Raw genomic sequence first — 22760 nt, 5'->3', positions numbered from 1 at the left:
TGGTTATGTGGCCAGGTTGTTGGCCCAGTTCACGCCGGGGTATTCGGCGGCGGTGGATCGCAGGCAATCGCAGAGCTGGCGGGCTGCGAGCGACATCGGCTGGCTGCTGTTCACGGCGAATCCGACCGAGCCTCCGCGAATCTCCACCGGCGAGTCGACTACGACCATTTGATAGGTGCTTACGGGCGCCCGGGCCGTGTCGGCCGGCGTCACCCAGACCGCATCGCTGCGCAGCACATAGGCCTCTGACAGCGGCAGCGAAAGGGTTTCGATGGCATGGGGCGGGTCGATCGATTGTTCCACCCAGTATCGTTCGACCTGTTCGCGCAGGGTGGTGCCGCGCGGCGGGATCACCCATGGGTAATGGGTAAAGGTTTTGAGGCTGGGCGCGCCGCGGGTATCCAGCGCCGGATGGCCGGAGCGAACCACCACGATCATCGGCTCGTAGTACAGATGCTCGAAAGTCAGGTCACGGATTTCCTGGGCTTCGCTCATGCGGCCGATCACCAGATCGAGCTCGCCGAGCCGCAGCCGGGTGAGCAGGGCCGCACTCGTGCCGGTGTCCACCTCGACTCTCAGATTCGGTTGGCCGCGATGCAGCACGGTCAGCGTTTCCGGCAACAGGCCGCCTTCGACGTTGGACAAGGCGCCGATACGAATCACGGTTTCCGGCGCTTCGCTGCGCACCGCCTCGATGCCTTCGTCGATCGAGCGCAGGGCCGGGGCGGTATAGCGCAGGAGGGTGCGGCCCGCGGGGGTCAGCGTCACGCCGCGCGGGCCGCGTTCGAACAGCACCACGCCCAGATTCGTCTCCAGTTCGCGGATGGTCTTCGACATGCCCGGCTGGGTGATCGACAGCGCCTCGGCCGCCGAGGCGAACTGGCCATGTCGGGCGACCGCCGCGAAGGCGGCCAGATGGCGCAGTTTGATCGGCGAGTGGATCATGGCGTTCAGCGTAATGTAATCGAGCGGTCTTGCCGTGCACTTTGCGCGGCCGCCTCTCGGCAGCGACGGCGTTGCGGACGGATGGGCCGTAATGGCCGGAAACGACCGCCGATGCCGTCAGGGCGAACCGAGCATCAGGATGGGCTTCAGGGTTTCGCCCTTCTCGCTATCCGCGGCGGCCTGGTTGATTTCCTCGAAATCGTAGTAGCGTACGAGTTTGTCGAACGGGAACCGCCCTTCGAGATAGAGGTCGACCAGCTTGGGAATGAAAGTCCGGGCCACGCTGTCGCCTTCGACGATGCCGCGAATCTGCTTGCCGCCGATCAGCAGGTCGTTGACGTCGAAGTAGGTCTCCTCGCCAAGCGGCGGGGCGCCGACCGCGCCGATGACGCCGCGTTTGCCCAGACTGTCGATGCTCTGGCGGAACACGCTCGTGTTGCCGGTGGATTCAACGGCGTAGTCGACACCACCGCCGCTGATTTCGCGGATGGTCGCCACGGGGTCCTCGTTGCGGGCGTTGATGACGTGGGTGGCCCCGAGTTCGCGAGCCAGAGCCAGCCGGGATTCGATGATATCCACGGCAATGATTTCGGCGGCCCCGGCGACCCGGGCGGCCAAGATCGCGGACTGACCGACAGCGCCCGCGCCGAATACGGCGATCCGGCTGCCCGGCGCTACCGCCAGGGAATTCATCACCGCGCCGGCTCCGGTCTGGATACCGCAGCCCAGGGGGCCGAGCAGGGCCAGCGGGGCCTCATCGGGCACGCGGACTGCATTGTTTTCTCGGCACAGGGCGTAGGTTGCGAACGACGACTGGCTGAAGAAGTGGTCGTTGATCGCCGCGCCATGATCGTCGGTCAGCGCGTGTCCGCCGTCCGGACCGGCGCCGCCAAAGTTGCGGGCAAAGAAGTCCATGCAGTAGCTCGGCGCGCCGTCGTCGCAATTGGCGCAGTCGCCACAGTGGCCGTAGGAGAGCACAACATGGTCGCCGGGTTTCAGATGGCCCACATTCGGGCCGATGGCCTCGACGACACCGGCGCCCTCATGGCCCAGTACCGCCGGCAACGGGACGGGATAGAGCTGGTCGCGCACAATCAGGTCGGTATGACACAGCCCGGTGGCGACGATGCGCACACGCACCTCATCGCCGACCGGGGCGCGCAGATGCAGGGTCCGGATATCGAACGGCGCCCCGCGGCTGGGCGTCACGGCGGCCCGCACTGGCCGGGGTTGATTGCTGTCGGTCATGGCGTACTCCGTGATTGTCGGTCGTCGGTGGTGATCAAAGCGGATAGTCGGGCGCTTCGCCCTTGATCGTAAGCCACTGCCATCGGGTGAATTCTTCCCAGTTGGCGGGGCCGCCGATACTGGTTCCGTTGCCGGACGCGCCGACACCGCCGAACGGGTTGATGACTTCGTCGTTGACCGTCTGGTCGTTGATGTGAAGCAACCCGGTGTCGAGCCTTTCGCCAAGCGCCAGCGCGCGCCCGACGTTGTTTGAAATGATGGCCGCGGACAGGCCGTACTCCGTGTTATTGGCCAGGCGCACGGCTTGATCGTCGTCGTCGAAGGGAACGACCACCGCTACCGGCGCGAAGGTCTCTTCATGAAAGATCGGGTTGTCGGCATCGACATCGATCATCACGGTGGGCCGGAGGAATCGATCCTGGTGGTCGCCGCCCACCAGCAGCCGCCCTCCGGCCCGCGTTGCCGATTCGAGCAGCGCCAATGCATGCCGGAGTTGGCCGTCGTCGATCAACGGGCCGAGCGCAGCCCCGTCGTCGGTCGCCGGATCGCCGACGGTCAGGCTTCGCGCCCTGGCCACCAGCCGGTCGACGAACGCGTCATGGATCGCGCGGTGGACGAGAATTCGGCCCGTGGACATACAGACCTGCCCCTGGTGGAGGTAGGCGCCCCAGGTGGCATTGCTGACCGCCCGGTCCAGGTCGGCGTCGTCGAGCACGATCAGCGAGTTTTTGCCGCCGAGTTCGAGTGAGACTTTCTTGAGATGCTGGCTGGCCGCCGCGCCGATCCTGCGCCCGGCCGCCGTCGAACCCGTGAACTGGATCATCGCGATGTGTGCGTCACTGACCAGCGCCTGGCCGGTTTCGGCCCCGCCCGGGAGTACGTGCAGCAAGCCGGCCGGCAGGCCGGCCTGTTCCAGCAGGCGGGCGATGACGAAGCCCCCGCATACACTCGTGCGCGGGTCGGGTTTGAGCACCACCCCGTTGCCGAGCGCCAGAGCCGGCGCGACGGCACGCAGGGCCAGAATCAACGGAAAATTAAACGGCGCGATTACGCCGACCACACCCACGGGACGGCGCCGGGCCAGACTGAGCCGGCCGGGCGTGGATGGCAGGACTTCGCCATGACTCTGCGAAGGCAGGCTCGTGGCTTCGTGAAGAATCTTGAGGCTGTTCCGGGTTTCGAATTCGGCCTTGCCACGGGTCGAACCGCTTTCGCGAATGAGCCAATCCACGATGCTGTCTTGCTTCGCTTCGGCCAGTTCGGCTGCCCGCCGAAATACCGCCGCGCGCTGCTCGTAGGGTCGGGCGGCCCAATCGCGTTGGCACTGGCATGCGGTGGCGGCCGATGTGGCCACTTGTGCCTCGCTGGCCTGGCCAATCGTACCGAGGCGCTGTCCGGTCGCGGGCGACAGCGTGTCCATCATGTTCGGACTGGATCGCCATTCGCCGTCGAACAAACAGCCGTTCCAGTCGATCTCGGCAAATAAATCGGCATCGCTCATCGGGGACTCCTCGGGCTCGTGCGCCTCGCGCATGGGCAGAGACGTTTGGTTATGCGCTATAACGATATCCCGGTGTCCACCATCGGACCATTAGCCGAAGGGTTGAGCCGCTGTTGCTATGACCGGTGGGCGTGCAGCCGCCGGCCGTGGCGTCAGGCGTTTGTGTCTCGCTCGCCGATCGGTTGCCCCCAAGCGTGTTTCTTGGCCAGTTTGAAGGCATGATTGGCGGCCGGCACGCCCGCATAGATCGCCACATGCATCAATGTCTGGCGCAGCTGGGCCTCGGACAAACCGATACGCTTGGCGGTCTCCAGATGCAGTTCCAGTTCGCCGTCGCGGCCGAGCGCGGCCAGCACCGCCAGGGTGATCATGCTGCGCTCGGGCCGGGTCAGATCGGTATTGCCCCAGAGCTCGCCCCAGGCCAGACGCGTGATCATGTCCTGGAAGGGCGCGTCGAGCGTGGTGGTGTTGTTCGAGGCGCGCTCGACGTGTTCGGCGCCGAGGACCGACTTGCGGATCGCCAGACCATCGTCGTAGCTGGCCGGCGCTCGCGTGCTACCGGCCGAGAGCGCGTCGCCCAGCCACGCGACGAAGCGTTCCGGCGCCTCGACCGCCGGCACATGGCCCACACCGTCGAGCACGCTCTGTTGGCTGTCCGGCAGCTCATGGGCAAGGGTCGAGAGCGTGTCTGGCGGGGTCGCGCCGTCATCGGCGCCGGTCAGCAGATTCACACAACGGTCGACGCCGTTTAGGTTGCCGCGGAAATCGGCCTCGGCGAGCAGTTCGCACAGCCGGGCATAGGATTCGTCGTCGCAGCGGCCGAGCTGGGTCTGCCAGCCGGAAACTGACGCCGGATGGGCCGTCTTGAAGATCGGGCCGAACCAGCGATCGACCAGTTCCGGCGCCATGGCGGCCAGTCCTTCGTCGCGTACCCGGGCGGCGCGCTGATGCCAGAGGTCCGGCTGGCCGATGACCGCGCCCGTATTGGTCAAGGCAACCCGCCCGAGACGCTGGGGCGCCCGGCGGAGGAGTGCCTGGCCGACGACGCCCCCGATCGAGGTGCCCACGAAATGTGCGCGTTCGATATTCAGCGCATCAAGCAAGGCCACGGCCTCGGCCGCCAGATCGTCGGCGGATAGCGCGCCGGCCGCGGTCGCGCTCGCACCGTGACCGGGCAGATCCCAGGTGATCAGCCGGAAACGGCCGGCCAGGGCGGAGATCACCTCGTCCCAGACGGCCTGGGTCATCCCCAGCGGGTGGGCCAGCAGCACCGCCGGTGCGGATTTCGGGCCGGTGTCGCGATAGGCGACGGCGCGGCTTTGGATATCGACGAACGGCATGAGGCCTCCGAGTGGGTTTCGCGGTGTTTCCTTCTTCATTTATCCACAGATGGACGCAGATTCACGCAGATCGAAAAAAGAAGATGCGGACAGGGTGGCCCACGCTTCCATCGGTGGCCATCTGTAGACGGGCTTTTCGTCAATGCATATCAGACCCGCTCCAGCACGGTGGCAATCCCCTGACCGACGCCGATGCACATCGTCGCCAGTCCGTAGCGGGCATCACGACGCACCATTTCGTGCAGCGCGGACTGGATGATGCGCACGCCGGACATGCCGAGCGGGTGGCCCAGCGCGATGGCGCCGCCGTTGGGGTTGACCCGCTCGTCGTCGTCGGCGAGGCCCCAGCCGCGAGTCACCGCCAGCGCCTGGCTGGCAAACGCCTCGTTGAGCTCGATGACATCCATGTCGTTGATCGACAACCCGAGGCGGGCAAGCAGCTTATTGCTGGCATGCAGCGGGCCCATGCCCATGATCCGCGGCTCGACCCCGGCCGTGGCCATGCCGCGGATGCGGGCCATCGGCATCAGGTCGAAATCCTTGATCGCCTGTGCGCCGGCCACCAGCAGCGCGCCGGCGCCGTCGTTGACGCCCGAGGCATTGCCGGCGGTGACGGTGCCGTTGTCACGAAAGGGCGTGGGCAGCCTGGCCAGTTGGTCGAGGGTGGATTCGGGGCGCGGGTGTTGGTCGGTGTCGAAGACCAGCGGCTCTTGCTTGCGGCGCGGGATTTCGATGGGCGTGATCTGCTCGGCCAGCCGCCCGGCCTCGCGCGCCGCCTCGGCCTTTTGCTGCGAGCGGTAAGCGAAGGCGTCCTGATCCTCGCGGGATACCGCGAACTGCTCGGCGACGTTCTCGCCGGTCACGGGCATGGAGTCGACGCCGTACTGCTTCTTGAGCAGGGGGTTGATGAAGCGCCAGCCGATGGTCGTGTCTTCCATGGTCTGGCTGCGGGCGAACGCGCTCGGTGCCTTGGAGACCACATACGGCGCCCGCGACATCGACTCCACGCCACCCGCCAGCATCAGCCCGGTCTCGCCGGCCTTGATCGCCCGCGCCGCGGTGCCGACCGCGTCCATGCTCGAGCCGCACAGGCGGTTGATGGTGGCCCCGGGCACGGTGTGCGGCAGGCCGGCCAGCAGCAGCGACATGCGCGCCACATTGCGGTTGTCCTCGCCGGCCTGGTTGGCGCAGCCGGCGATCACGTCGTCGATCGCGGCCGGGTCCAGGTTGGGCGCTTCGGCCAGCACCGCCTTGAAGACATGCGCGAGCAGGTCGTCGGGGCGTACCGCGGCCAGCGTACCGCCGAAGCGGCCGACCGCGGTGCGGCGGGGATGGCAGAGAAAGACTTCATGGGCCATGGGTTACTCCGGGAAAGCGATTCGTTCTTTTACTTGTCCGCAGATCTACGCAGATACAAGAAGACGATTTCGGGTGCTGGTCTTGCTTCGAGTCGGTTCAGGGGCTGAGAGTCCGTGAGCGCGACCCTGATGAACGCGAAGTTCATGCAAGCGATCTCTTATGTACAAAGTTCAGTCAAAGCCTTGACGACGCCATTGCTAGCGCACCGGAAGCAGCACTGCCTTGATCCTGCTTCTTGTTTGCGCTCATTCGCGTGCATTTGCGGACAAAATGCCCCGGCTTATCCAGCTGAGTGTCGTACATAATCAAGCGCGACCTTCCTTTCTTCATCTGCGTAGATCTGCGTCGATCTACGGACAAAATCTTTGGAGAACGGTTACGCCTCGCTGTGATGGCGCTCCGTGCGTGCCTTCAACGCGCGCAGCACGGTCAATTCGTTGTCGTCCGGCTCGGCGGTGGTGGTCAGATCGTCGGCGAAAGCGATCTCCCAGCCGGTGGCGCCGGTCACATCCTCGCGCGATACGCCGGGATGCAGCGAGGTCACCGTCAGTGCCTTCGTCGCCGGGTCGGGCTGCATGACGCACAAATCGGTGATCACGCGGGTGGGGCCGGCGCCGATGTTGGGCACGCCGTCGCGGGCGGTGCCGTCACGCCCGAAGCCGACGGTGGTCACGAAATCGACCGCTTCCACGAAGGTCCGCCTGGAATGCTTGAGGGTGATGAAGATCTCGCCGGTGCAGGTGGCCATTTCCGGCGCTCCGCCGCCGCCCGGCAGGCGCACCTTGGGTTCGCGATAGTCGCCGATCAGCGTGGTGTTGAGGTTGGCGTACTTGTCGATCTGGGCCGCGCCCAGAAAACCGACATCGATCTTGCCGCCCTGGACCCAGTAACGGAACATCTCCGGCACGGAGACGGTGGTCAGCGCGGTTTCGCACAACTCGCCGTCGCCGATCGACAACGGCAGTACCTCGGGTTTGGTTTCGAGCGTGCCGGACTCGTAGATCAGCACCACGTCGGGCGCGTGGGTCAGGCGCGCCAGGTTGGCGGCTTCGCTCGGCAGGCCGATGCCGACAAAGCAACTCTGGCCGTTGCGCAGGGCGCGCGAGGCGGTGACCGTCATCATTTCGGCGGCACTGTAGCGTTCGCTCATGCCGAGGCTCCGTTGTTGGCGGTGGTGTTGAACACGTGTTCGTCCAGCCAGGCGGAAAATGCCGCGCGGTCGCGGGAAATCGGGTCCCAGTCCTTGTAAAACTTGTTCGAGCGCGGGTAGTAGCCGTGTGCATACGAGGGCCGGGCACCGCCCGGCGCCGCGCAGACCGCGCCGATCACCCAGGCCGGGATCACGCAGGCGTTGGTGCCGCAGTCCAGTTCGTCGACGATCTCCTCGACCGTGACGATCGAGTGCTGCGCGGCCATGACCGCTTCCTTCTGCACGCCGACGATCCCCTCGACCAGTACATTGCCGTGCCGGTCGGCCTTCTGGGCGTGCACGATCGATACATCCGGCCGGATCGACGGCACGGCGGCCAGCCGCTCGCCGGTGAACGGGCATTCGATGAACTTGATCTGGTCGTTGACCTTGGGCAGGTCCGAGCCGATATAGCCGCGCAGGATCGCCAGCGGCAAACCAGCCGCACCCGCTTCAAAGGCGTTGGCCATGGCCGCATGGCTGTGTTCGAGAATCTCGATCGGATGTGGCCAGCCGTGTTCGACCGCATCACGCAACCGGTGCAGCGAGCCCACGCCCGGGTTGCCGCCCCAGGAGAAAATCAGCTTTTTCGCGCAGCCGGCGCCGATCATCTGGTCGTAGATCAGATCCGGCGTCATGCGGATCAGGGTCAGCTCGCGTTTCTTCTGGCGGATGATCTCGTGGCCGGCCGCAAATGGAATCAGATGCGTGAAGCCTTCCAGGGCCACGGTGGCGCCATCGGCCACATATCGATCCACCGCCTCTGCCAGGGGCAGGAATTCGGACATGGATGCACTCCGGCTTTTTGATTCGCTATGCGAACCAAGGTTTGCTATGCGAATAATCTAGGGGAGCCGGCGCCGGTCGTCAATTCGTCTTTGGTCAACCGTGGATCAAGGCGCTGCACAATCGACGGGCCATGGGGCTTGTCACTTGTCATGGGCGGCGATGGCGGTCAGCGATTGCGCAGCGCAGCCTCAACACGTGATACCTGGGCCGCACTGGTGCCGACGTAGGCGGCGGGATCGACCGCCGCGCGAACGCGCTCTGTGTCGAACGCCGCGGCGATCTCGGGAATGGCCAGCAGCGCCTCGGCATAGTCGCAGCGCTCGCGCAGCGCGGTTTCGGCGGCCTGTGCCGCCAGTGTTCGGGCGCGATCGAGCGGCATCGCCTGTCGTAACAGCGCAACCGTCGGTGCCGAGAGATTGGCGCCACCGGACAGCGCCAGATTGGTACGCATGGCTTCGGTATCGACTTGCAACTCGCCGACCAGCGGCACGAGTGTTTCGAGCGCGCCTTCGAGTAGCAGCACGGCATCGACCAGCGGCGCCCATTCGGCATGCCATTCGCCGAAGGCGCGCTCATGGGCCTGGGCGCCGGCGCTGTGAATCGTGCCCACGGCGGCATGGATCTGGCGCGCCGCGGCCCGGATTCGCGCGCTGCCCACCGGGTTGGCCTTGTGTGGCATGGACGACGAGCCGCCGGCGCCGGTCGCGGCCGGTTCACGCGCTTCGCCGACCTCGGTCTGGGCCATCCAGGCGATGTCGGTCGCCATCTTTTCGGCCGCCACGGCGACCGCGCCCACCGCGTCCACGATTGCGAGTATCGGTTGGCGATCGGTATGCCAGGGCAGTAGCGGACTGTTCAGCCCCAGTGCCGCGGCCAGCGCCGTCATCAGCTCGAGCCCGTCGTCCAGGCCGTGATGCGCCGCCACCGGGCCGCCGAACTGCACGAACAGGCCTTCGGCGGCCACCTGCTTCAGGCGTTTTTCGGCAGCGGCCAGAGCCGTCAGCCATTGCCCGACCTTGGCGCCGAAGGTGATCGGCAGGGCCTGCTGGGTCAGTGTTCGCCCGATCATCGGGGTGTCGCGGTGGCGCTGCATGAGCGCGCTGCCGCCATCGATGGTCGCCTCGATATAGCCGAGACAGCATGCCAGACGCGGCTTGAGCATCAGCATGAGCGCCGAATCGATCACGTCCTGGCTGGTCGCGCCCTTGTGCAAACAGGGCTTGAGTTCGCCGGGTAGCAGGGCCTTGGCCTGCTTGACGAAGGGAATGGCGACATTGCCGCCATCGGCGGCCTCGCGGGCTAGCATTTCGGCATCGAATGCCTCGGCGCGAATCGTGCCGGCGATGGCCTGCGCCGTGCCCGCGGGCAGATGACCGGCCGCTTCCTCGACCCGGGCCAGCGCGATCTCGAACCGACACATGGCAGCGATGAACGCCCGCGCGTCGCAGGCGGCGATGCCGGCCGGGCTCATGAATGGATGACGGAGGAACAGGTCGTACATGGCGCTTCCGCAGTAATGGATGCCGGCGGGTGGCGTTAATGCGCGCAAGGTGGCCTGGTGCACGCCAACGTCGTTGTGAACGACGGGCCTCGCGAGCACGTCACGCGATCAAGTCTTCGGCCCGACACGCACGATAGCCAGCCGAGCGTGCCGCCGGCAAACAGGCCAAGCGCCGCCGTCGGCCCGCCCCCGGGTTGTTCACTCGACCGTGCGTTCGATTTGCCGGGCGGTCTCCAGCAGCAGCGGCAGGAAGTCCTGTTCCAGTGTTTCGCGGGCAACGCGTGCCGCATTGGTGCTGACATTCAACGCACCCAGCAGTTTGCCGTGCTGATTGCGCACCGGCACCGCCAGAGACCGCAGGCCGGACTCCAGCTCCTGATCGACAATGCAATAACCGTCGCGGCGTACCTCGGCGATGCAGGCGCGCAGCGCCGTCGCATCGGTGATCGTGTTCGGGGTATGGGCCACCAGGGCGTCCCGGGCCAGAATCTGGTCGAGCCGATCGGGCGTGAATGCCAACAACACACGGCCCATCGAGGTCGCGACCGCGGGCAGGCGCGAACCGATGTTGAGTGCGACCGTCATCAATCGGTGCGGCGCGGCGGAACGCGCGACATAGATCACGTCGGCGCCGTCCAGTACGCCCATCGAGGAGGATTCGCCGGTCACCTCCGTGATGTGCTCCAGATGCTGGCGCACGATCGACTGATAACCATTGGCCGACAGAAAGGCATAGCCCAGATCGAGCGTTCGCGGCGCCAGCTCGAAATAGCGGTCCTGTTTGCGGACATAGCCCAGCCCGTGGAGGGTGAGCAGAAAGCGCCGGGCCTTGGCCCGGTTGATGCCGTTGCGGGCCGCCACTTCGCTGAGCGTCATCCGGGGATGCTCGCGATCGAAGGTACGGATGATCTCCAGCCCGGTGGCCAGCGCGCTGACGAAATCGCGATGATCGGGCGCCAGGGCGGCGTTTTCGGTCTCCGGCAGATCCTGTTTCAAGCTACGCAATCCTCTATCGATGCATGGGCAACACGCGCGGCGACAGTGTGGCAGCTTTTGTGCGCAATGCGAACAACATGACGGTATCGGTGCGGCGATAAGCTCATTGATGGGTGGCGGGAGCGCTCGCGCCGCGAAACGCCGGGCACTACCCCCGTGCCGGTCGCGTTAACAGCCCCGGATCGCGCTCGCGAGACGCGCCTGTCGGCACAGGCCGACGGGCGGCTATGATGGGCGGCATTCATTCAGGCGTGGGAGCGCGGCGTGAAGATTCTGTTGCTCAATGGGCCCAACCTCAATCTGCTCGGCGAGCGCGAACCGGAGATCTACGGCGCGACCACGCTGGCCGATATCGAGGTCGCGCTGGCGCGCCGTGCCGAGGCCGGCGGGGCATCGCTCGAGGCCTTTCAGACCAACCACGAGGGCGAGGCGATCGAGCGCATTCATGCCGCCCGTGGCGCGGCCGACGCGATCATCATCAATCCGGCGGCCTGGACGCATACGTCCGTGGCGTTGCTGGATGCGCTGAACGCGTTCGATGGGCCGGTGGTGGAGGTGCATTTGTCGAACGTGCACAAGCGGGAATCGTTTCGCCACCAGTCCTATGTCTCGAAGCGGGCCGATGGCGTCATTGCCGGGCTGGGCGCCTTCGGCTATGCCGCGGCCCTGGATTTCGTGCTTCGGCATCGCGAAGGGGCCGCCTTCCCCTGACACGGCCGCCGCGCCGGCGTGCTCGGTCGGACTTGTTGTGCGACTTGCGGCCGGCTGGTCGCAGTGCGAACTTAAGGCGAGCGTCGGCTCGACCGGTGGGGCGAAAGTGCTCGCGGCCTGTGGCGCGATGAATTCGAATAACGAGGAGCGACCGACATGAAGGAACTGGCATTGCTGATCGGCGGGCAAGAGCGCGCCGCGGCCAACGGCGCGACGTTCGAACGGTGCAACCCGGCCGGGGGCGATGTGGTGACGCGGGCGCCGGCTGCGGCGGTGGCCGATGCCGAAGCCGCGGCCGAGGCCGCGTCGAAGGCATTCGCGGACTGGTCTGCCACCGGCCCCGGCGAGCGCCGGACCCGGTTGCTGGCCGCCGCCGACGCGCTCGAAGCCCGTGCCCAGGATTTTACCCGCGCCATGGTCGAAGAGACCGGGGCGACGTCCGGTTGGGCCGGTTTCAACGTGCATGTGGCTGCCGGCATGCTGCGCGAGGCGGCCGGGCTGACCACCCAGATTCAGGGTGCGACCATACCGACCGACGTGCCGGGCAATCTGGCGATGTCGATGCGCGTGCCCTGTGGCCCGGTGCTGGGTATCGCGCCGTGGAATGCACCGGTCATTCTGGGCGTTCGTGCCATTGCGACGGCGCTGGCCTGTGGCAACAGCGTGGTGCTCAAGGCGTCGGAACAGTGCCCGGCCGTGCATCATCTGATCGGCGAGGCGCTGATCGAGGCCGGCATGGGCGAGGGTGTGGTCAATGTCGTAACCAACGCGCCGGACGATGCGGCCGACGTGGTCCGGGCCCTGATCGAGCATCCAGCGATTGCGCGTGTGAACTTTACCGGCTCGAGTCCGGTCGGGCGGATCATCGGTCAGATCGCGGCCGGGGTGTTCAAGCCGGCGCTGCTGGAACTGGGCGGCAAGGCGCCGTTCGTGGTCGCCGATGACGCGGATCTGGATGCCGCCGTCGCCGCGGCCGCCTTCGGGGCGTTCTTTCACCAGGGCCAGATCTGCATGTCGACGGAACGGCTCGTGGTCGCCGAATCGGTCGCCGATGCCTTTGCCGACAAGCTCGCGGCCAAGGTGGCCACGCTCAAGGCCGGTGATCCGCGCCATGAGGATACGCCGCTCGGTACGTTGATCGGCGAGCCGTCGCGCGTTCATCTCAACGAACTGATCGCGGATGCCCGCGCCAAGGGGACGGCCGTGCTCGTTGGTGGCGAAGCGGATTCGGTGATCATGCAGCCGACCGTGCTCGATCGCGTGACCCCGGAAATGCGCATCTACGGCGAGGAATCCTTCGGCCCGGTGGTGGCCATGGTGCGCGTGGCCGGCGGCGACGATGAACTGGTGCGGGTGGCCAATGATACGGAGTACGGGCTGTCGGCAGCCGTATTCTCCGGCGACGGCGCCCGCGGCATGGCGATCGCCCAGCGCATTCGCTCGGGCATCTGCCACGTCAACGGCCCGACCGTGCATGACGAGCCGCAGATGCCCTTCGGCGGCGTGAAAGCGTCGGGCCACGGCCGTTTCGGCGGCCAGGCCGGGATTGCCGAGTTCACCGAGCTGCGCTGGGTCACACTGCAGACCGGGCCGCGCCACTACCCGATCTGAACCGTGTTGCGCGCGGCGCGCCCTCGGCTCGGACCGCGGCTGATGTGATCCGCCGGGTCGTGATTGCGTGTTATTGATTCGAAGCCAAAACAGCTGACTTCGTCAGCTGTTTTCAACGCCTTCAAAAATAAAAGCCGGCGCCTGTCCGTCTGTTATTTTCAAAGGCGTCGCGGCCGATGGCCGCGACGAGCATGCGGTCGCATACTCGCGCTATTAACCCGAAAAATCATCTATTTCTGTGCAGGGTTAATAGCTTGGCCGCAAACAACAAAGGAGGCACAGCCATGCCGATAGCGCCCGTCAACGGTCAGCAGTTGTTCTATCGCGATACGGGAGGCGAGGGTCCGGTCCTTGTGTTTTCGCACGGGCTGCTGATGGATCACGAGATGTTCGAGCCGCAATTGGAGGCGTTCGGCTTGATCTGCCGCTGCATCGCCTGGGACGAGCGTGCCCACGGCCAGACCGCCGGCGACGATGTCGCGCCATTCAGCTACTACGACTCGGCCGGCGACCTGGTGGCGTTGCTCGATTATCTGGGCATCGAGCGGGCCGTGCTGGTCGGCATGAGCCAGGGCGGCTATCTGTCGCTGCGCTGTGCGCTCACCCATCCACAGCGCGTGGAGGCACTGGTATTGATCGACACCCAGGCGCGTGTCGAGGAGCCGGCCAAGCTAGCCGGCTATGAGCAGATGCTCGATGTCTGGACCCGCCAGGGCCTGCCGGATTCCATCGCCGACGATATCGCCGACATCATTCTCGGGCCGGCCTGGCACGGCGCCGAACAATGGAAGGCCAAGTGGCGTGGCTGGCAATCGCATAATCTGAAACAGGCCTTCCGTACCCTGATTGATCGCGACGACATCAGCCGCGATATCGCCCGTATCGAGGTTCCGGCGCTGGTCATCCACGGTGAGGCGGATCAGGCGATCACGCTGGATCGGGCCGAGGACATGGCCGGGCACCTGCGGCACGCCGAGATGGTCACCGTGCCCGAGGCCGGCCACGCGCCGAATCTGACCCATCCGGAGCCCGTCAATGCGGCCATAAGCCGGTTTCTGAAACGGCTGGGATACATCTGAGGCGGGGTGCTTCGCTGGCGCGTCCGTGGCCGTGCGGCCGCTCGTGCATGATTTCGAACGTGCCGGCGCCTGGCTCGCTGCGGAATTCGCGGCAGACGTTCTGCCACACGGCGCAAACGCTGCCGGCAACATGCACGCGCATAGCCCGTGTTTGCGATTTAAACAACAGGCATCGACCCGTTACTTTGGGACCGAACAACAGGCGCTAATCCGGCCTGCGTAACGACCCGATATCGCTTTGATCCGCGGCCGTTGTCGGGTCGACACTCTCTTTTGCCCCGCGGCATTTATCCGCAGCCGAGCGCTGACTGACGGCGGGCGCGTACCCCGGGGTTACCGGCGCCGTGACCGGCGCGGATTCAGGAGGCGTCGGCGGTCAGGCCGTATTTTCGAAGCTTTCGGAAAATCGTGGGCTGGCTGGCGCCGAGTTCGCGGGCGATCTGATACGTGCTTGTACAGCGTTTCAACGCCGCCGCCAGGCAGTCCCGTTCCGCGGCTTCGACCGCCTCGCGCAGGCGTGGCAGCGGGGCGGCTTCGTCCGCGCGGCCGGGGCTGTGGTTCGCGCCGGGCACGGGACCGAGGGTTGGCGCTGCATGAATCGTGCTGTCGTCGCTCAGGACGTAAAGCCGCTCGAGCCCGTTTTCCAGTTCGCGCAGATTGCCGTCCCAGCGTTGTGCCAGCAGCGCCGACCAGGCATCCGGCGCCAGCGATTTGCGTTTTCCATAGCGCTGGTTGAGCGCTGCCAGCATGCGCTGGATGAACAGCGGGATATCTTCGGACCGGTCTCGCAGCGCCGGAATCGTGATCGGCACGACGTTGATCCGGTGATACAGGTCGAGGCGGAAACGTCCGTCCGCCACCATGGCGTCGAGATCGCGGTTGGTCGCCGCGACGAGTCGAAAATCGGCCACGTGTGATTCAGTGCTGCCCAGCCGCGTGACGCGTCGGTCCTGCAGGATGCGCAGCAGCTTGGTCTGCATGGCCGGCGAGAGTTCGGCAACCTCATCCAGAAACAGTGTGCCGCCGTGGGCGCGCTCGGCCAGCCCGGGTTTGCCGTTGCGGGCCGCGCCACTGAACGCGCCCGCGACATAGCCGAACATCTCCGACTCGAACAACGTCTCCGGAATGGCGCCGCAATTGGCTTCGACGAACGGGCCGTCCGCGCGTGGGCTGCGGCGATGGAGCAGGCCCGCGATCCGTGTCTTGCCCACGCCGGTTTCCCCCAGCAACACGACGCTCGCGTCGGTGGGGGCCACGCGTTCCAGCAGCGACACGATCTCGCGCATGCGCGGGTTGCAGGTCGGGATATCCGCGTCGGCATCCAGTGCCGTCGGCGGGGCGGTTTCGCGCGCGGCCAGCTGGCGCTGCAGCAATTCGTACTCGCGCTGCAGCGTACGGATGTCGGTCATGTCCTTGGACAGGCTCACGACCCGAACCAACTGGTCGCCATCCCAGACCGGGTAGGCGCTGGCCATCACCGAGCGGCCGGTACGCGTGGCCTGCATGAGATGGCAGGGGCGGCGCTGTTCGAGTACGCGCACCGTGATCGACGGCGAGAGGATGCCATCGCGTTGCAGATCGTATGTGGAGGCGTTGATGAAGTCCCGCAGCGGCAGGCCATAGACGCCGGCGCAACTTTCGCTGGCCTTGAGAATGCGGCCGCGCTCGTCGGCGATCACGACGTGGTCGTGGGAATAGGCGAGAACCGCATCGAGTTCCAGGGCATTGAGGGGGGCGATTGACGTCATGGCGATCGAGTCGTAATTGAATCAGGCAAATCTATTTTGAATCGCCTGCCGCAGTCAAAGATTCATTATTGAATTGTTCGGCGGGCTCGCTCATCGCTGAATCAAGGGGTTACATCCCGGCCCGCTTATTGCTCTACAAGACGTAGATATAACGAAGGCGAGAACCATGGCCAGCAACGAACGCAATCAACCGCTCGGCGGCAACACCATGCCGCGCTTTGGCGGCCCGGCCACGATGATGCGCCTGCCGAGCCAGGCCGATGCGGCGGGCCTGGATGCTGCGTTCGTTGGCGTGCCGCTGGATATCGGCACCTCCAACCGGCCCGGCACCCGGCTCGGGCCGCGTCAGATCCGCGACGAATCGCGCATGTTGCGGCCATACAACATGGCCACCGGCGCGGCCCCGTTCGATGCCCTGCAGGTCGCCGATATCGGCGACGTCCCGATCAATACCTTCGATCTGAAAAAGAGCGTGGACATCATCGAGGCCTTCCATGCCGAGATCATCGCCACCGGCTGCCGGCCGCTGACGCTGGGCGGCGACCACACGCTCACGCTGCCGATCCTGCGGGCCATGGCCCGGCGGCATGGCCCGGTGGGATTGATCCATGTCGACGCCCATGCCGATACCAACGAGCACATGTTCGGCGAGGCAATCGCCCACGGCACGCCGTTCCGGCGCGCCATCGAGGAAGGGCTGATCGACACGCCGCGCATGATCCAGATCGGGCTGCGCGGCACCGGCTACGCCGCCGACGATTTCGACTGGGCGCGCCAGCAGGGCACACGCGTGGTGCCGGCCGAACAGTGCTGGCACAAGAGTCTGTCGCCGCTCATGGCCGAAACACGTGAGCAGGTCGGCGGTGGCCCGGTTTACCTGAGTTTCGACATCGACAGCCTCGATCCCGGGTTCGCGCCGGGCACAGGCACCGCCGAGATCGCCGGCCTGACGCCGCCGCAGGCACTGGAGATCGTGCGCGGCTGCCGCGGCCTGGATCTGGTCGGGGCCGATCTGGTCGAGGTCGCGCCGCCCTACGACCCGAGCGGCAATACGGCACTGCTGGGCGCCAATCTGCTCTACGAAATGCTCTGTGTGCTGCCGGGCGTGACGTATCGCGAATGACCCATCGCCGGGTAGCAGCCGGCATGACCCAACCGACATAAAAACCACGGGGGAGACAATGAGCCAAACAGCAAGCGATACCGCACGGTCCACGGGCCGGGCCGGCGTGGTCGAGGTCCGCTCGATCGATTACGTGCCCAAGTCCGAGCGCCACGGCAAGGTCTGGCACCAGGGGCCGTTCTGGTTCACGGGCAACTTCGTGCTCACGACCATGGTCACCGGCTTCGTCGGCCCGTCGATGGGGCTGGGTGTGTGGTGGAGCGTGCTCGCGGTGGTGCTGGGCGCGGCTTTCGGCACGTTCTTCATGGCGTTCCATGCCAATCAGGGGCCGCGCCTCGGGCTGCCGCAGATGATCCAGTCGCGCGCCCAGTTCGGCTCGCGCGGGGCGATTCTGCCGTTTGCTGCCACCATCTTCGTCTACTGCGGCTTCAACGTGTTCAATGTCATTCTGGCCACCGAAGCACTGCGGCTGGTGCTGCCCGGCGGGCCGCTGTTCTGGTATCCGTTGCTGGTGCTGCTGGCCATCGGCATTGCCGTCATTGGCCACGATCTGCTGCATTTCGTGCAGCGCTGGCTCACGCCGATCCTGATTGCCGTATTCGCGGTGCTTACGATTGGCGCGGTGGTGCTGCACGGGCACGCTGCGGCGCATCAGTCCGGCGCGGGCTGGGCCGTTTTTCTGGTGCAGTTCTCGGCCGCGGCCGGTTACCAGATCAGTTATGCCGTGTATGTGTCCGATTATTCACGTTATCTGCCGAGCAACGTGTCGTCGCGCGGCGTGATTTCCTGGACCTATCTCGGCGCGGGCGGTTCGGCGATCTGGCTGATGTCGCTGGGCGCATTTCTGGCGGCGGCGCTGCCGCACCCGGAAGCGATCGGCAGCCTACAGTCGGTGGGCAACGAAATACTGCCCGGCTTCGGTACCTTCGCCGTGCTGGCCTCGGTGCCGGCGCTGATCAGCGTGATGGCCGTGAACATGTACGGTGCCATGCTCACCGGTATCAGCACCATCGACGCCTACCGGCCGGTCCGACCCACGATCTCGATACGCGTGGTCGGCATCGTGTTGTTCGGCGCGATCGCGACCGCGGTTGCACTCACGATTCCGGACAGTTATCTCGGCAGCTTCAACAACTTCGTCATCCTGATGCTGTATTTCCTGGTCCCCTGGACCGCCGTGAATCTGATCGATTTCTATATCGTGCGCCACGGCCGTTACGCGATCACCGAGATATTCAATCCGAACGGCATCTACGGGCAATGGTCCTGGCGCGGCATGCTGGCCTACGCGGTGGGCTTTGTCGCCATGATCCCGTTCTTCGATATTTCGTTTTACACCGGCACCGTGACGCACTGGCTGGGCGGGGCGGATATCTCGTTTCTCGTCGGTCTGCTCGTCGCGGGCGGATTGTATGGATGGCTCGCTTCCGGGATCGACACTGTTGCCGAGCGGCGCGCGATCGAGGCCTCCGACCGGGCTCTGGCCGAGCGCGAGACCAGTTGATGAGGCGCGGGCGCCGACTTCGTTTAAGATGGACGGTGCCCGAGCCACGCTCGAGCTTTGTGCATCGAGGTTGTTGTGAACCCCCAGGATCTGGAAAAACTGGTCACGCGCACCATGCCGTTCGGTAAATACGAAGGGCGCGTGATCGCCGATCTGCCCGGCGGGTATCTGGCCTGGTTCTCGCGCACCGGTTTCCCGTCCGGCGAACTGGGCCGGCTGCTCGCGTTGATGTATCAGATCGACCACAACGATCTGCGCGGATTGCTCAGCCCGTTACGACGCGACGCCGATCCGAGGGGATGACTCGACAGGCACGCCTAGCGATGCATGCTGGCCGGCAGTTCGCCGCAAAGATACGGTCTCGCCACAATCCAAGGCGTGGCGTCTGGCGAATTTCGCGGCTATCGATCGGCTGATGTTCGCAGTCGATACCCGACGCCGGGCTCGCTACCGATCAACTCCGGGTCGGCGCCCGCATCGATCAGCTTGCGACGCAGTCTCTGTATGTAGACGCGTATATATGCCGTGTCGTCGCTATGGACGTTCCCCCATATGTGCTCCATGAGGTGGGCGTGGGAGACGACCTTGTCCGGGTGGCGCATGAGTTCTTTCAACAGATCGAACTCTTTAGGCGTCAGACGTACGTTCACGTCTGCCCACGTGACTGTATGGGCCGCGTCGTCGAGCGCCAGGTCGCCGCATTTTAAAACGGCCGGGTTCGATGTTCCGAGTGCTTTGCGTCGATTGGCGCGCAGCCGCGCCGCCAGCTCCGCGAAATCGAACGGCTTGGTCAGATAGTCGTCGGCGCCTGCGTCCAGCGCGGCGATTTTATCGCGTTGCGCATCCCGCACCGACAGCACGATCAGTACGGCGTCGCTCACGCCGCGAATGGCGGGTACCAGGTCCTGGCCGTCCATATCGGGCAGCCCGAGGTCCAGTACGACGACGTCCGGGCGGCGGGCCGAGACCGCGCGCAGCGCCTCGCGGCCGGACGCCGCTTCGAGGACTTCGTAACCCTCGGTCTTCAGTCCGATGCGCAGGAACCGGCGAATGCCGGGGTCGTCGTCGACAATCAGGGCTTTCATGGCGATGGCAAGCTGACCTCGATGCGTGTACCGGAGCCAACGGCCGGCGAAACGGCACGGATGTGTCCGGCCATGATTTCTGTCAACTCCTTGCAGATCGCCAGCCCCAGCCCGGTCCCGGGTGCGTTGCGGTCCGCCTGTTCCACGCGATAGAACATATCAAACACACGCGATTGTTCGGCGGCGGGAATGCCGGGGCCGGTATCGCAAATCGCGATCGTGACCTCGCCGTCTCCCGACCTTGTTTCAATCAGGATCTCGCTGGCTGCCGGCGAATATTTGGCGGCGTTGTCGAGCAGGTTGGCCAGTACGCGCCGCAGCAGCGTGGCGTCGGCCAGCACCACACGCGCATCGTAGGCGATATCGAACGCGAGCGTCTGGCTTGCGGAAGCGCCCAGCGACAGCCATGCGGCCTCGACTTCCGGGCGGATCGGGCACGGCTTGAGCTCGGGCATGAGCGCGCCGTAGCCGACCCGGGTCATGTCGAGCAGGTTTTGTACGAAACGGTCGAGCCGGCTGGCTTCGTCGATCGTGCCCTCCAGCAGTTCCAGTCGTTCGCCGGCATCCAGCTGATCGAATCGATCGCGCAGCAGCGCCGTGCTGCCGATGATCGAGGAGAGTGGGGTGCGCAGATCATGCGATACCGAGGACAATAGCGCCGCGCGCAGACGCGCGGTTTCCTGGGCGAACTGAGCCGATTCGATCTCGGCGGCGAGCCGGGAACGACCGAGCGCGACCGCGGCCTGGTCGCGTACTGCGAACAGCAGCCGTTGTTCCTCGACATCGAGATGCCGCTTGCGATCCGGCCAAGCCACGCCGATGACCGCCAGCATGTCATCCGTGCCGCGCAACGGCACGAAAAACCAACGGGATCGTGGCAGGGTGCCGGTGCCACGGCCGGCCGGCATATTGTGCTCGTACACCCAGCGGGCGGCGACGTAATCCAGGTCGATCAGCCCTTCGCTACCGCTGTCGCCCGCGGCCAGCGCCAGTCCGCCATCGGCATCGGCATCGGGATAAAGCACCAGACTCTGCAGTCCGAGCGCGGCCTCCAGATATTCGGTGATGGTCCAGGCCAGATCGACCGGCCCCACGGCGCCGGCGATCCGGCGCGAGAAATCGTAGAGTCGGGCATGCCGTTCGCTCGCGGTACGAATCAAGCGCATCTGCGTGCGTATGCGCGCCGCCTGGCCACCGGCGATCAACGATACGATCAGGAAAAATACCAGCGTCAGGATGTCGTGGGTGCTGTAGACGGTCAGCGTCAGCCGCGGGTCAGTGAACAGGAAATTGAAGACCAGAAAACAGGCCAGACTCGCCGTGACCGCCGCGCCAATGCCCCGACGGACCGCGACCATCAATACGGCACACACGAAGATCAGCGATAACGAACCGGTATCCACGACCAGCGAAAGTGGCCAGGCGAGCGCGGCCGAGGCGGCGGTGGTCGCAGCCACCCAGCCGATGTTCGTGGTGTCGAGCCAGCGCACGCGGGGGGCTCGGCGTGTGCGCGAGCCTGGCTTGACGGTTGCGTCATCGGAGCGCGGCGCCAGCGTCACCGTGAACTCGCCGGCCTCTCGAATCAGCGTGCCGGCCAGCGATCGACGGAACGCGAGCCAGCGCAGCCGTCGCTGTGACCGCCCGACGAGGATCTCGGTCACGTTCTGATTGCGGGCGAAGGCCTTGATTTCGGCCACCAGATCGATACCCGACAGGGTGGCGACTTCGCCGCCCAGGCTTTCGGCCAGTCGCAGTGCATTGCCGATCTCCGGCGCCTGCTCGGCGGCGGTCGCGTCACGCCGGACATGCGCGACGATCCAGGACGCCTGCCGGCGTTCGGCCAGCCGTTTGCCCAGCCGCACCATGGATTCCGCGGCCGGCCCTTCACCCACCACGACGAGCAGGCGCTCGTGGGTCGGCCATATCCCCGCTTCCGCCCGGGCGCGAAGATGATTGCGTACGTCGGCGTCCACCCGTTCGGCTGCCGCGCGCAACGCGATTTCACGCAGCGCCGCCAGATTGCCGCGGGAGAAGAAATGCTCCACCGCGCGGGCCGCCTGGTCGGGCACATAAACCTTGCCTTCATGCAGGCGCTGGATCAGCTCATCGGGGGGTAGATCCACCAGTTCGATGCTGTCGGCGGCCTCGATCACACTATCGGGCACGGTCTCGCGCACACGAACCCGGCTGATCTGCGCGATCACGTCGTTCAGGGAGGCGAGATGCTGGATATTGAGCGTCGTGAAGACATCGATCCCGGCATTCAGCAGTTCCTCGATGTCCTGCCAGCGTTTTTCGTGGCGACTGCCCGGGATATTGCTGTGCGCCAGCTCGTCGATCAGCGCCAGGTCGGGGGCCGCACGCAATACGGCATCGAGATCGAGTTCTTCAAACTGCCGGCCGCGAGAACGAAGCCGCCGGCGCGGTACGAGAGCAATCCCGCGTAACAGCGCCTCGGTTTCACGCCGACCGTGGGTTTCGACCAGACCGGCGAGGACCCGCACGCCCGAGCGTGCCAGGGCGGCCGCTTCGGTGAGCATTTCGTAGGTCTTGCCCACGCCGGGTGCTGCGCCGAGAAAAACCTTGAGCCGCCCGCGACCCGGTCGCCCGTCCGCTGCACGCGCGGCTTCGAGCAGCGCATCGGGATTGGGGCGTTGATCGGAAGTCGAGGCGGGCATGGGAGGCAGTCTAGCGCGTCGCGCGAGCGGCGCCGGTGCCATCGATCCCCATATTCAGAGCGAGCACATTGACCACCCGCGTGCCGCCACGCGGCACCGTCCAGCGCTCGCAGGCCGCAACTACGGCAAACAACAGTCCGGAACAGGCCAGCCCGATGCCGAGCATCACAATAATCATCGACCGCTCCCTGCGGGGGATTCGATGGCGCAATGCTTGACTAAGAATCTGTTTAAAACGGATGGCCAATTTTTAACGATCGCGAAAACAATCTATAACTTGATTAGTTCGCAAACTCAGCTTGCCTCAATTGGGTTTCGGTACAAGGGGTTGTGCGAGCAGCGGCTTTCGCCAG

At 65.5% G+C, this 22760-nt stretch carries 19 protein-coding genes; 6 read left to right on the top strand and 13 right to left on the bottom strand.

The features are described from left to right. Nucleotides 1–3: 3 nt before the first annotated feature. From ACS8YF_RS13295 to ACS8YF_RS13255, 9 genes are all read right to left on the bottom strand, one after another. Complete coding sequence (locus ACS8YF_RS13295) at nt 4–945, bottom strand: LysR substrate-binding domain-containing protein (protein WP_440850686.1); 942 nt, start codon at nt 943–945, stop codon at nt 4–6. Between the two features lie 117 nt (nt 946–1062). Next, complete coding sequence (locus ACS8YF_RS13290; RefSeq protein ID WP_440850685.1) at nt 1063–2193, bottom strand: NAD(P)-dependent alcohol dehydrogenase; 1131 nt, start codon at nt 2191–2193, stop codon at nt 1063–1065. 34 nt (nt 2194–2227) lie between these two features. Then, nucleotides 2228–3694, bottom strand: a complete 1467-nt coding sequence (locus tag ACS8YF_RS13285) for a benzaldehyde dehydrogenase (protein WP_440850684.1) — start codon at nt 3692–3694, stop codon at nt 2228–2230. Between the two features lie 152 nt (nt 3695–3846). Beyond that, entirely contained in the window at nt 3847–5034 is a 1188-nt protein-coding gene (gene pcaDC, locus ACS8YF_RS13280) for a bifunctional 3-oxoadipate enol-lactonase/4-carboxymuconolactone decarboxylase PcaDC (protein WP_440850683.1), read from the bottom strand. 149 nt (nt 5035–5183) lie between these two features. Continuing rightward, nucleotides 5184–6392, bottom strand: a complete 1209-nt coding sequence (gene pcaF / locus ACS8YF_RS13275; RefSeq protein ID WP_440850682.1) for a 3-oxoadipyl-CoA thiolase — start codon at nt 6390–6392, stop codon at nt 5184–5186. A 377-nt stretch (nt 6393–6769) separates the two neighbouring features. Continuing rightward, nucleotides 6770–7543, bottom strand: coding sequence for a CoA-transferase subunit beta (locus ACS8YF_RS13270; protein ID WP_440850681.1), 774 nt, complete (start codon nt 7541–7543; stop codon nt 6770–6772). Continuing rightward, nucleotides 7540–8370, bottom strand: coding sequence for a CoA transferase subunit A (locus ACS8YF_RS13265; RefSeq protein WP_440850680.1), 831 nt, complete (start codon nt 8368–8370; stop codon nt 7540–7542). Before ACS8YF_RS13265 ends, ACS8YF_RS13270 begins: the two co-directional genes overlap by 4 nt. 167 nt (nt 8371–8537) lie before the next feature. Next, nucleotides 8538–9872 (bottom strand): lyase family protein, encoded by a 1335-nt coding sequence (locus ACS8YF_RS13260; protein WP_440850679.1) that lies wholly within the window; start codon nt 9870–9872, stop codon nt 8538–8540. Between the two features lie 198 nt (nt 9873–10070). Beyond that, nucleotides 10071–10868 (bottom strand): IclR family transcriptional regulator domain-containing protein, encoded by a 798-nt coding sequence (locus ACS8YF_RS13255; RefSeq protein ID WP_440850678.1) that lies wholly within the window; start codon nt 10866–10868, stop codon nt 10071–10073. 264 nt (nt 10869–11132) lie between these two features. On the opposite strand from ACS8YF_RS13255, the gene aroQ reads away from it, so the two are divergent. The 3 genes from aroQ (at nt 11133) to ACS8YF_RS13240 (ending at nt 14269) form a co-directional block, all read left to right on the top strand. Further along, complete coding sequence (gene aroQ, locus ACS8YF_RS13250) at nt 11133–11579, top strand: type II 3-dehydroquinate dehydratase (protein ID WP_440850677.1); 447 nt, start codon at nt 11133–11135, stop codon at nt 11577–11579. Between the two features lie 156 nt (nt 11580–11735). After that, nucleotides 11736–13190 carry an aldehyde dehydrogenase family protein gene (locus tag ACS8YF_RS13245; protein WP_440850676.1) on the top strand — a complete coding sequence of 485 codons (1455 nt, stop codon included), beginning with the start codon at nt 11736–11738 and terminating at the stop codon, nt 13188–13190. Nucleotides 13191–13474: 284 nt separating this feature from the next. Beyond that, the gene (locus ACS8YF_RS13240; RefSeq protein ID WP_440850675.1) at nt 13475–14269 is read left to right on the top strand and encodes an alpha/beta fold hydrolase; all 795 of its coding nucleotides are present in this window, start codon (nt 13475–13477) and stop codon (nt 14267–14269) included. Between the two features lie 359 nt (nt 14270–14628). Here ACS8YF_RS13240 and ACS8YF_RS13235 read toward each other — a convergent pair whose 3' ends face one another. Continuing rightward, nucleotides 14629–16017 carry a sigma-54 interaction domain-containing protein gene (locus ACS8YF_RS13235; RefSeq protein WP_440850674.1) on the bottom strand — a complete coding sequence of 463 codons (1389 nt, stop codon included), beginning with the start codon at nt 16015–16017 and terminating at the stop codon, nt 14629–14631. A gap of 166 nt (nt 16018–16183) precedes the next feature. Here ACS8YF_RS13235 and speB point away from each other — a divergent pair, with 166 nt between their 5' ends. The 3 genes from speB (at nt 16184) to ACS8YF_RS13220 (ending at nt 18947) form a co-directional block, all read left to right on the top strand. Continuing rightward, nucleotides 16184–17140: an agmatinase gene (gene speB, locus ACS8YF_RS13230; protein ID WP_440850673.1), complete on the top strand. Its 957-nt coding sequence runs from the start codon at nt 16184–16186 to the stop codon at nt 17138–17140. Between the two features lie 58 nt (nt 17141–17198). Further along, entirely contained in the window at nt 17199–18644 is a 1446-nt protein-coding gene (locus ACS8YF_RS13225; protein WP_440850672.1) for a purine-cytosine permease family protein, read from the top strand. 75 nt (nt 18645–18719) lie between these two features. Then, nucleotides 18720–18947 (top strand): DUF3820 family protein, encoded by a 228-nt coding sequence (locus ACS8YF_RS13220; RefSeq protein WP_440850671.1) that lies wholly within the window; start codon nt 18720–18722, stop codon nt 18945–18947. A 98-nt stretch (nt 18948–19045) separates the two neighbouring features. Here ACS8YF_RS13220 and ACS8YF_RS13215 read toward each other — a convergent pair whose 3' ends face one another. From ACS8YF_RS13215 to ACS8YF_RS13205, 3 genes are read right to left on the bottom strand one after another with little or no spacing between them, the layout of a single operon-like run. Then, nucleotides 19046–19729 (bottom strand): response regulator transcription factor, encoded by a 684-nt coding sequence (locus ACS8YF_RS13215; RefSeq protein WP_440850670.1) that lies wholly within the window; start codon nt 19727–19729, stop codon nt 19046–19048. After that, nucleotides 19726–22407, bottom strand: a complete 2682-nt coding sequence (locus tag ACS8YF_RS13210) for an ATP-binding protein (protein WP_440850669.1) — start codon at nt 22405–22407, stop codon at nt 19726–19728. The genes ACS8YF_RS13215 and ACS8YF_RS13210 overlap by 4 nt, the downstream gene beginning before the upstream one ends. 10 nt (nt 22408–22417) lie before the next feature. Next, entirely contained in the window at nt 22418–22585 is a 168-nt protein-coding gene (locus tag ACS8YF_RS13205) for a hypothetical protein (protein ID WP_440850668.1), read from the bottom strand. Nucleotides 22586–22760: the final 175 nt, after the last annotated feature.

Origin of the sequence: Salinisphaera sp. SWV1 (assembly GCF_052044155.1) — a bacterium.
GTDB lineage: Bacteria > Pseudomonadota > Gammaproteobacteria > Nevskiales > Salinisphaeraceae > Salinisphaera.
The sequence above is the reverse complement of the archived record's forward strand: the minus strand, read 5'-3'. Positions and strand labels throughout refer to the sequence as shown.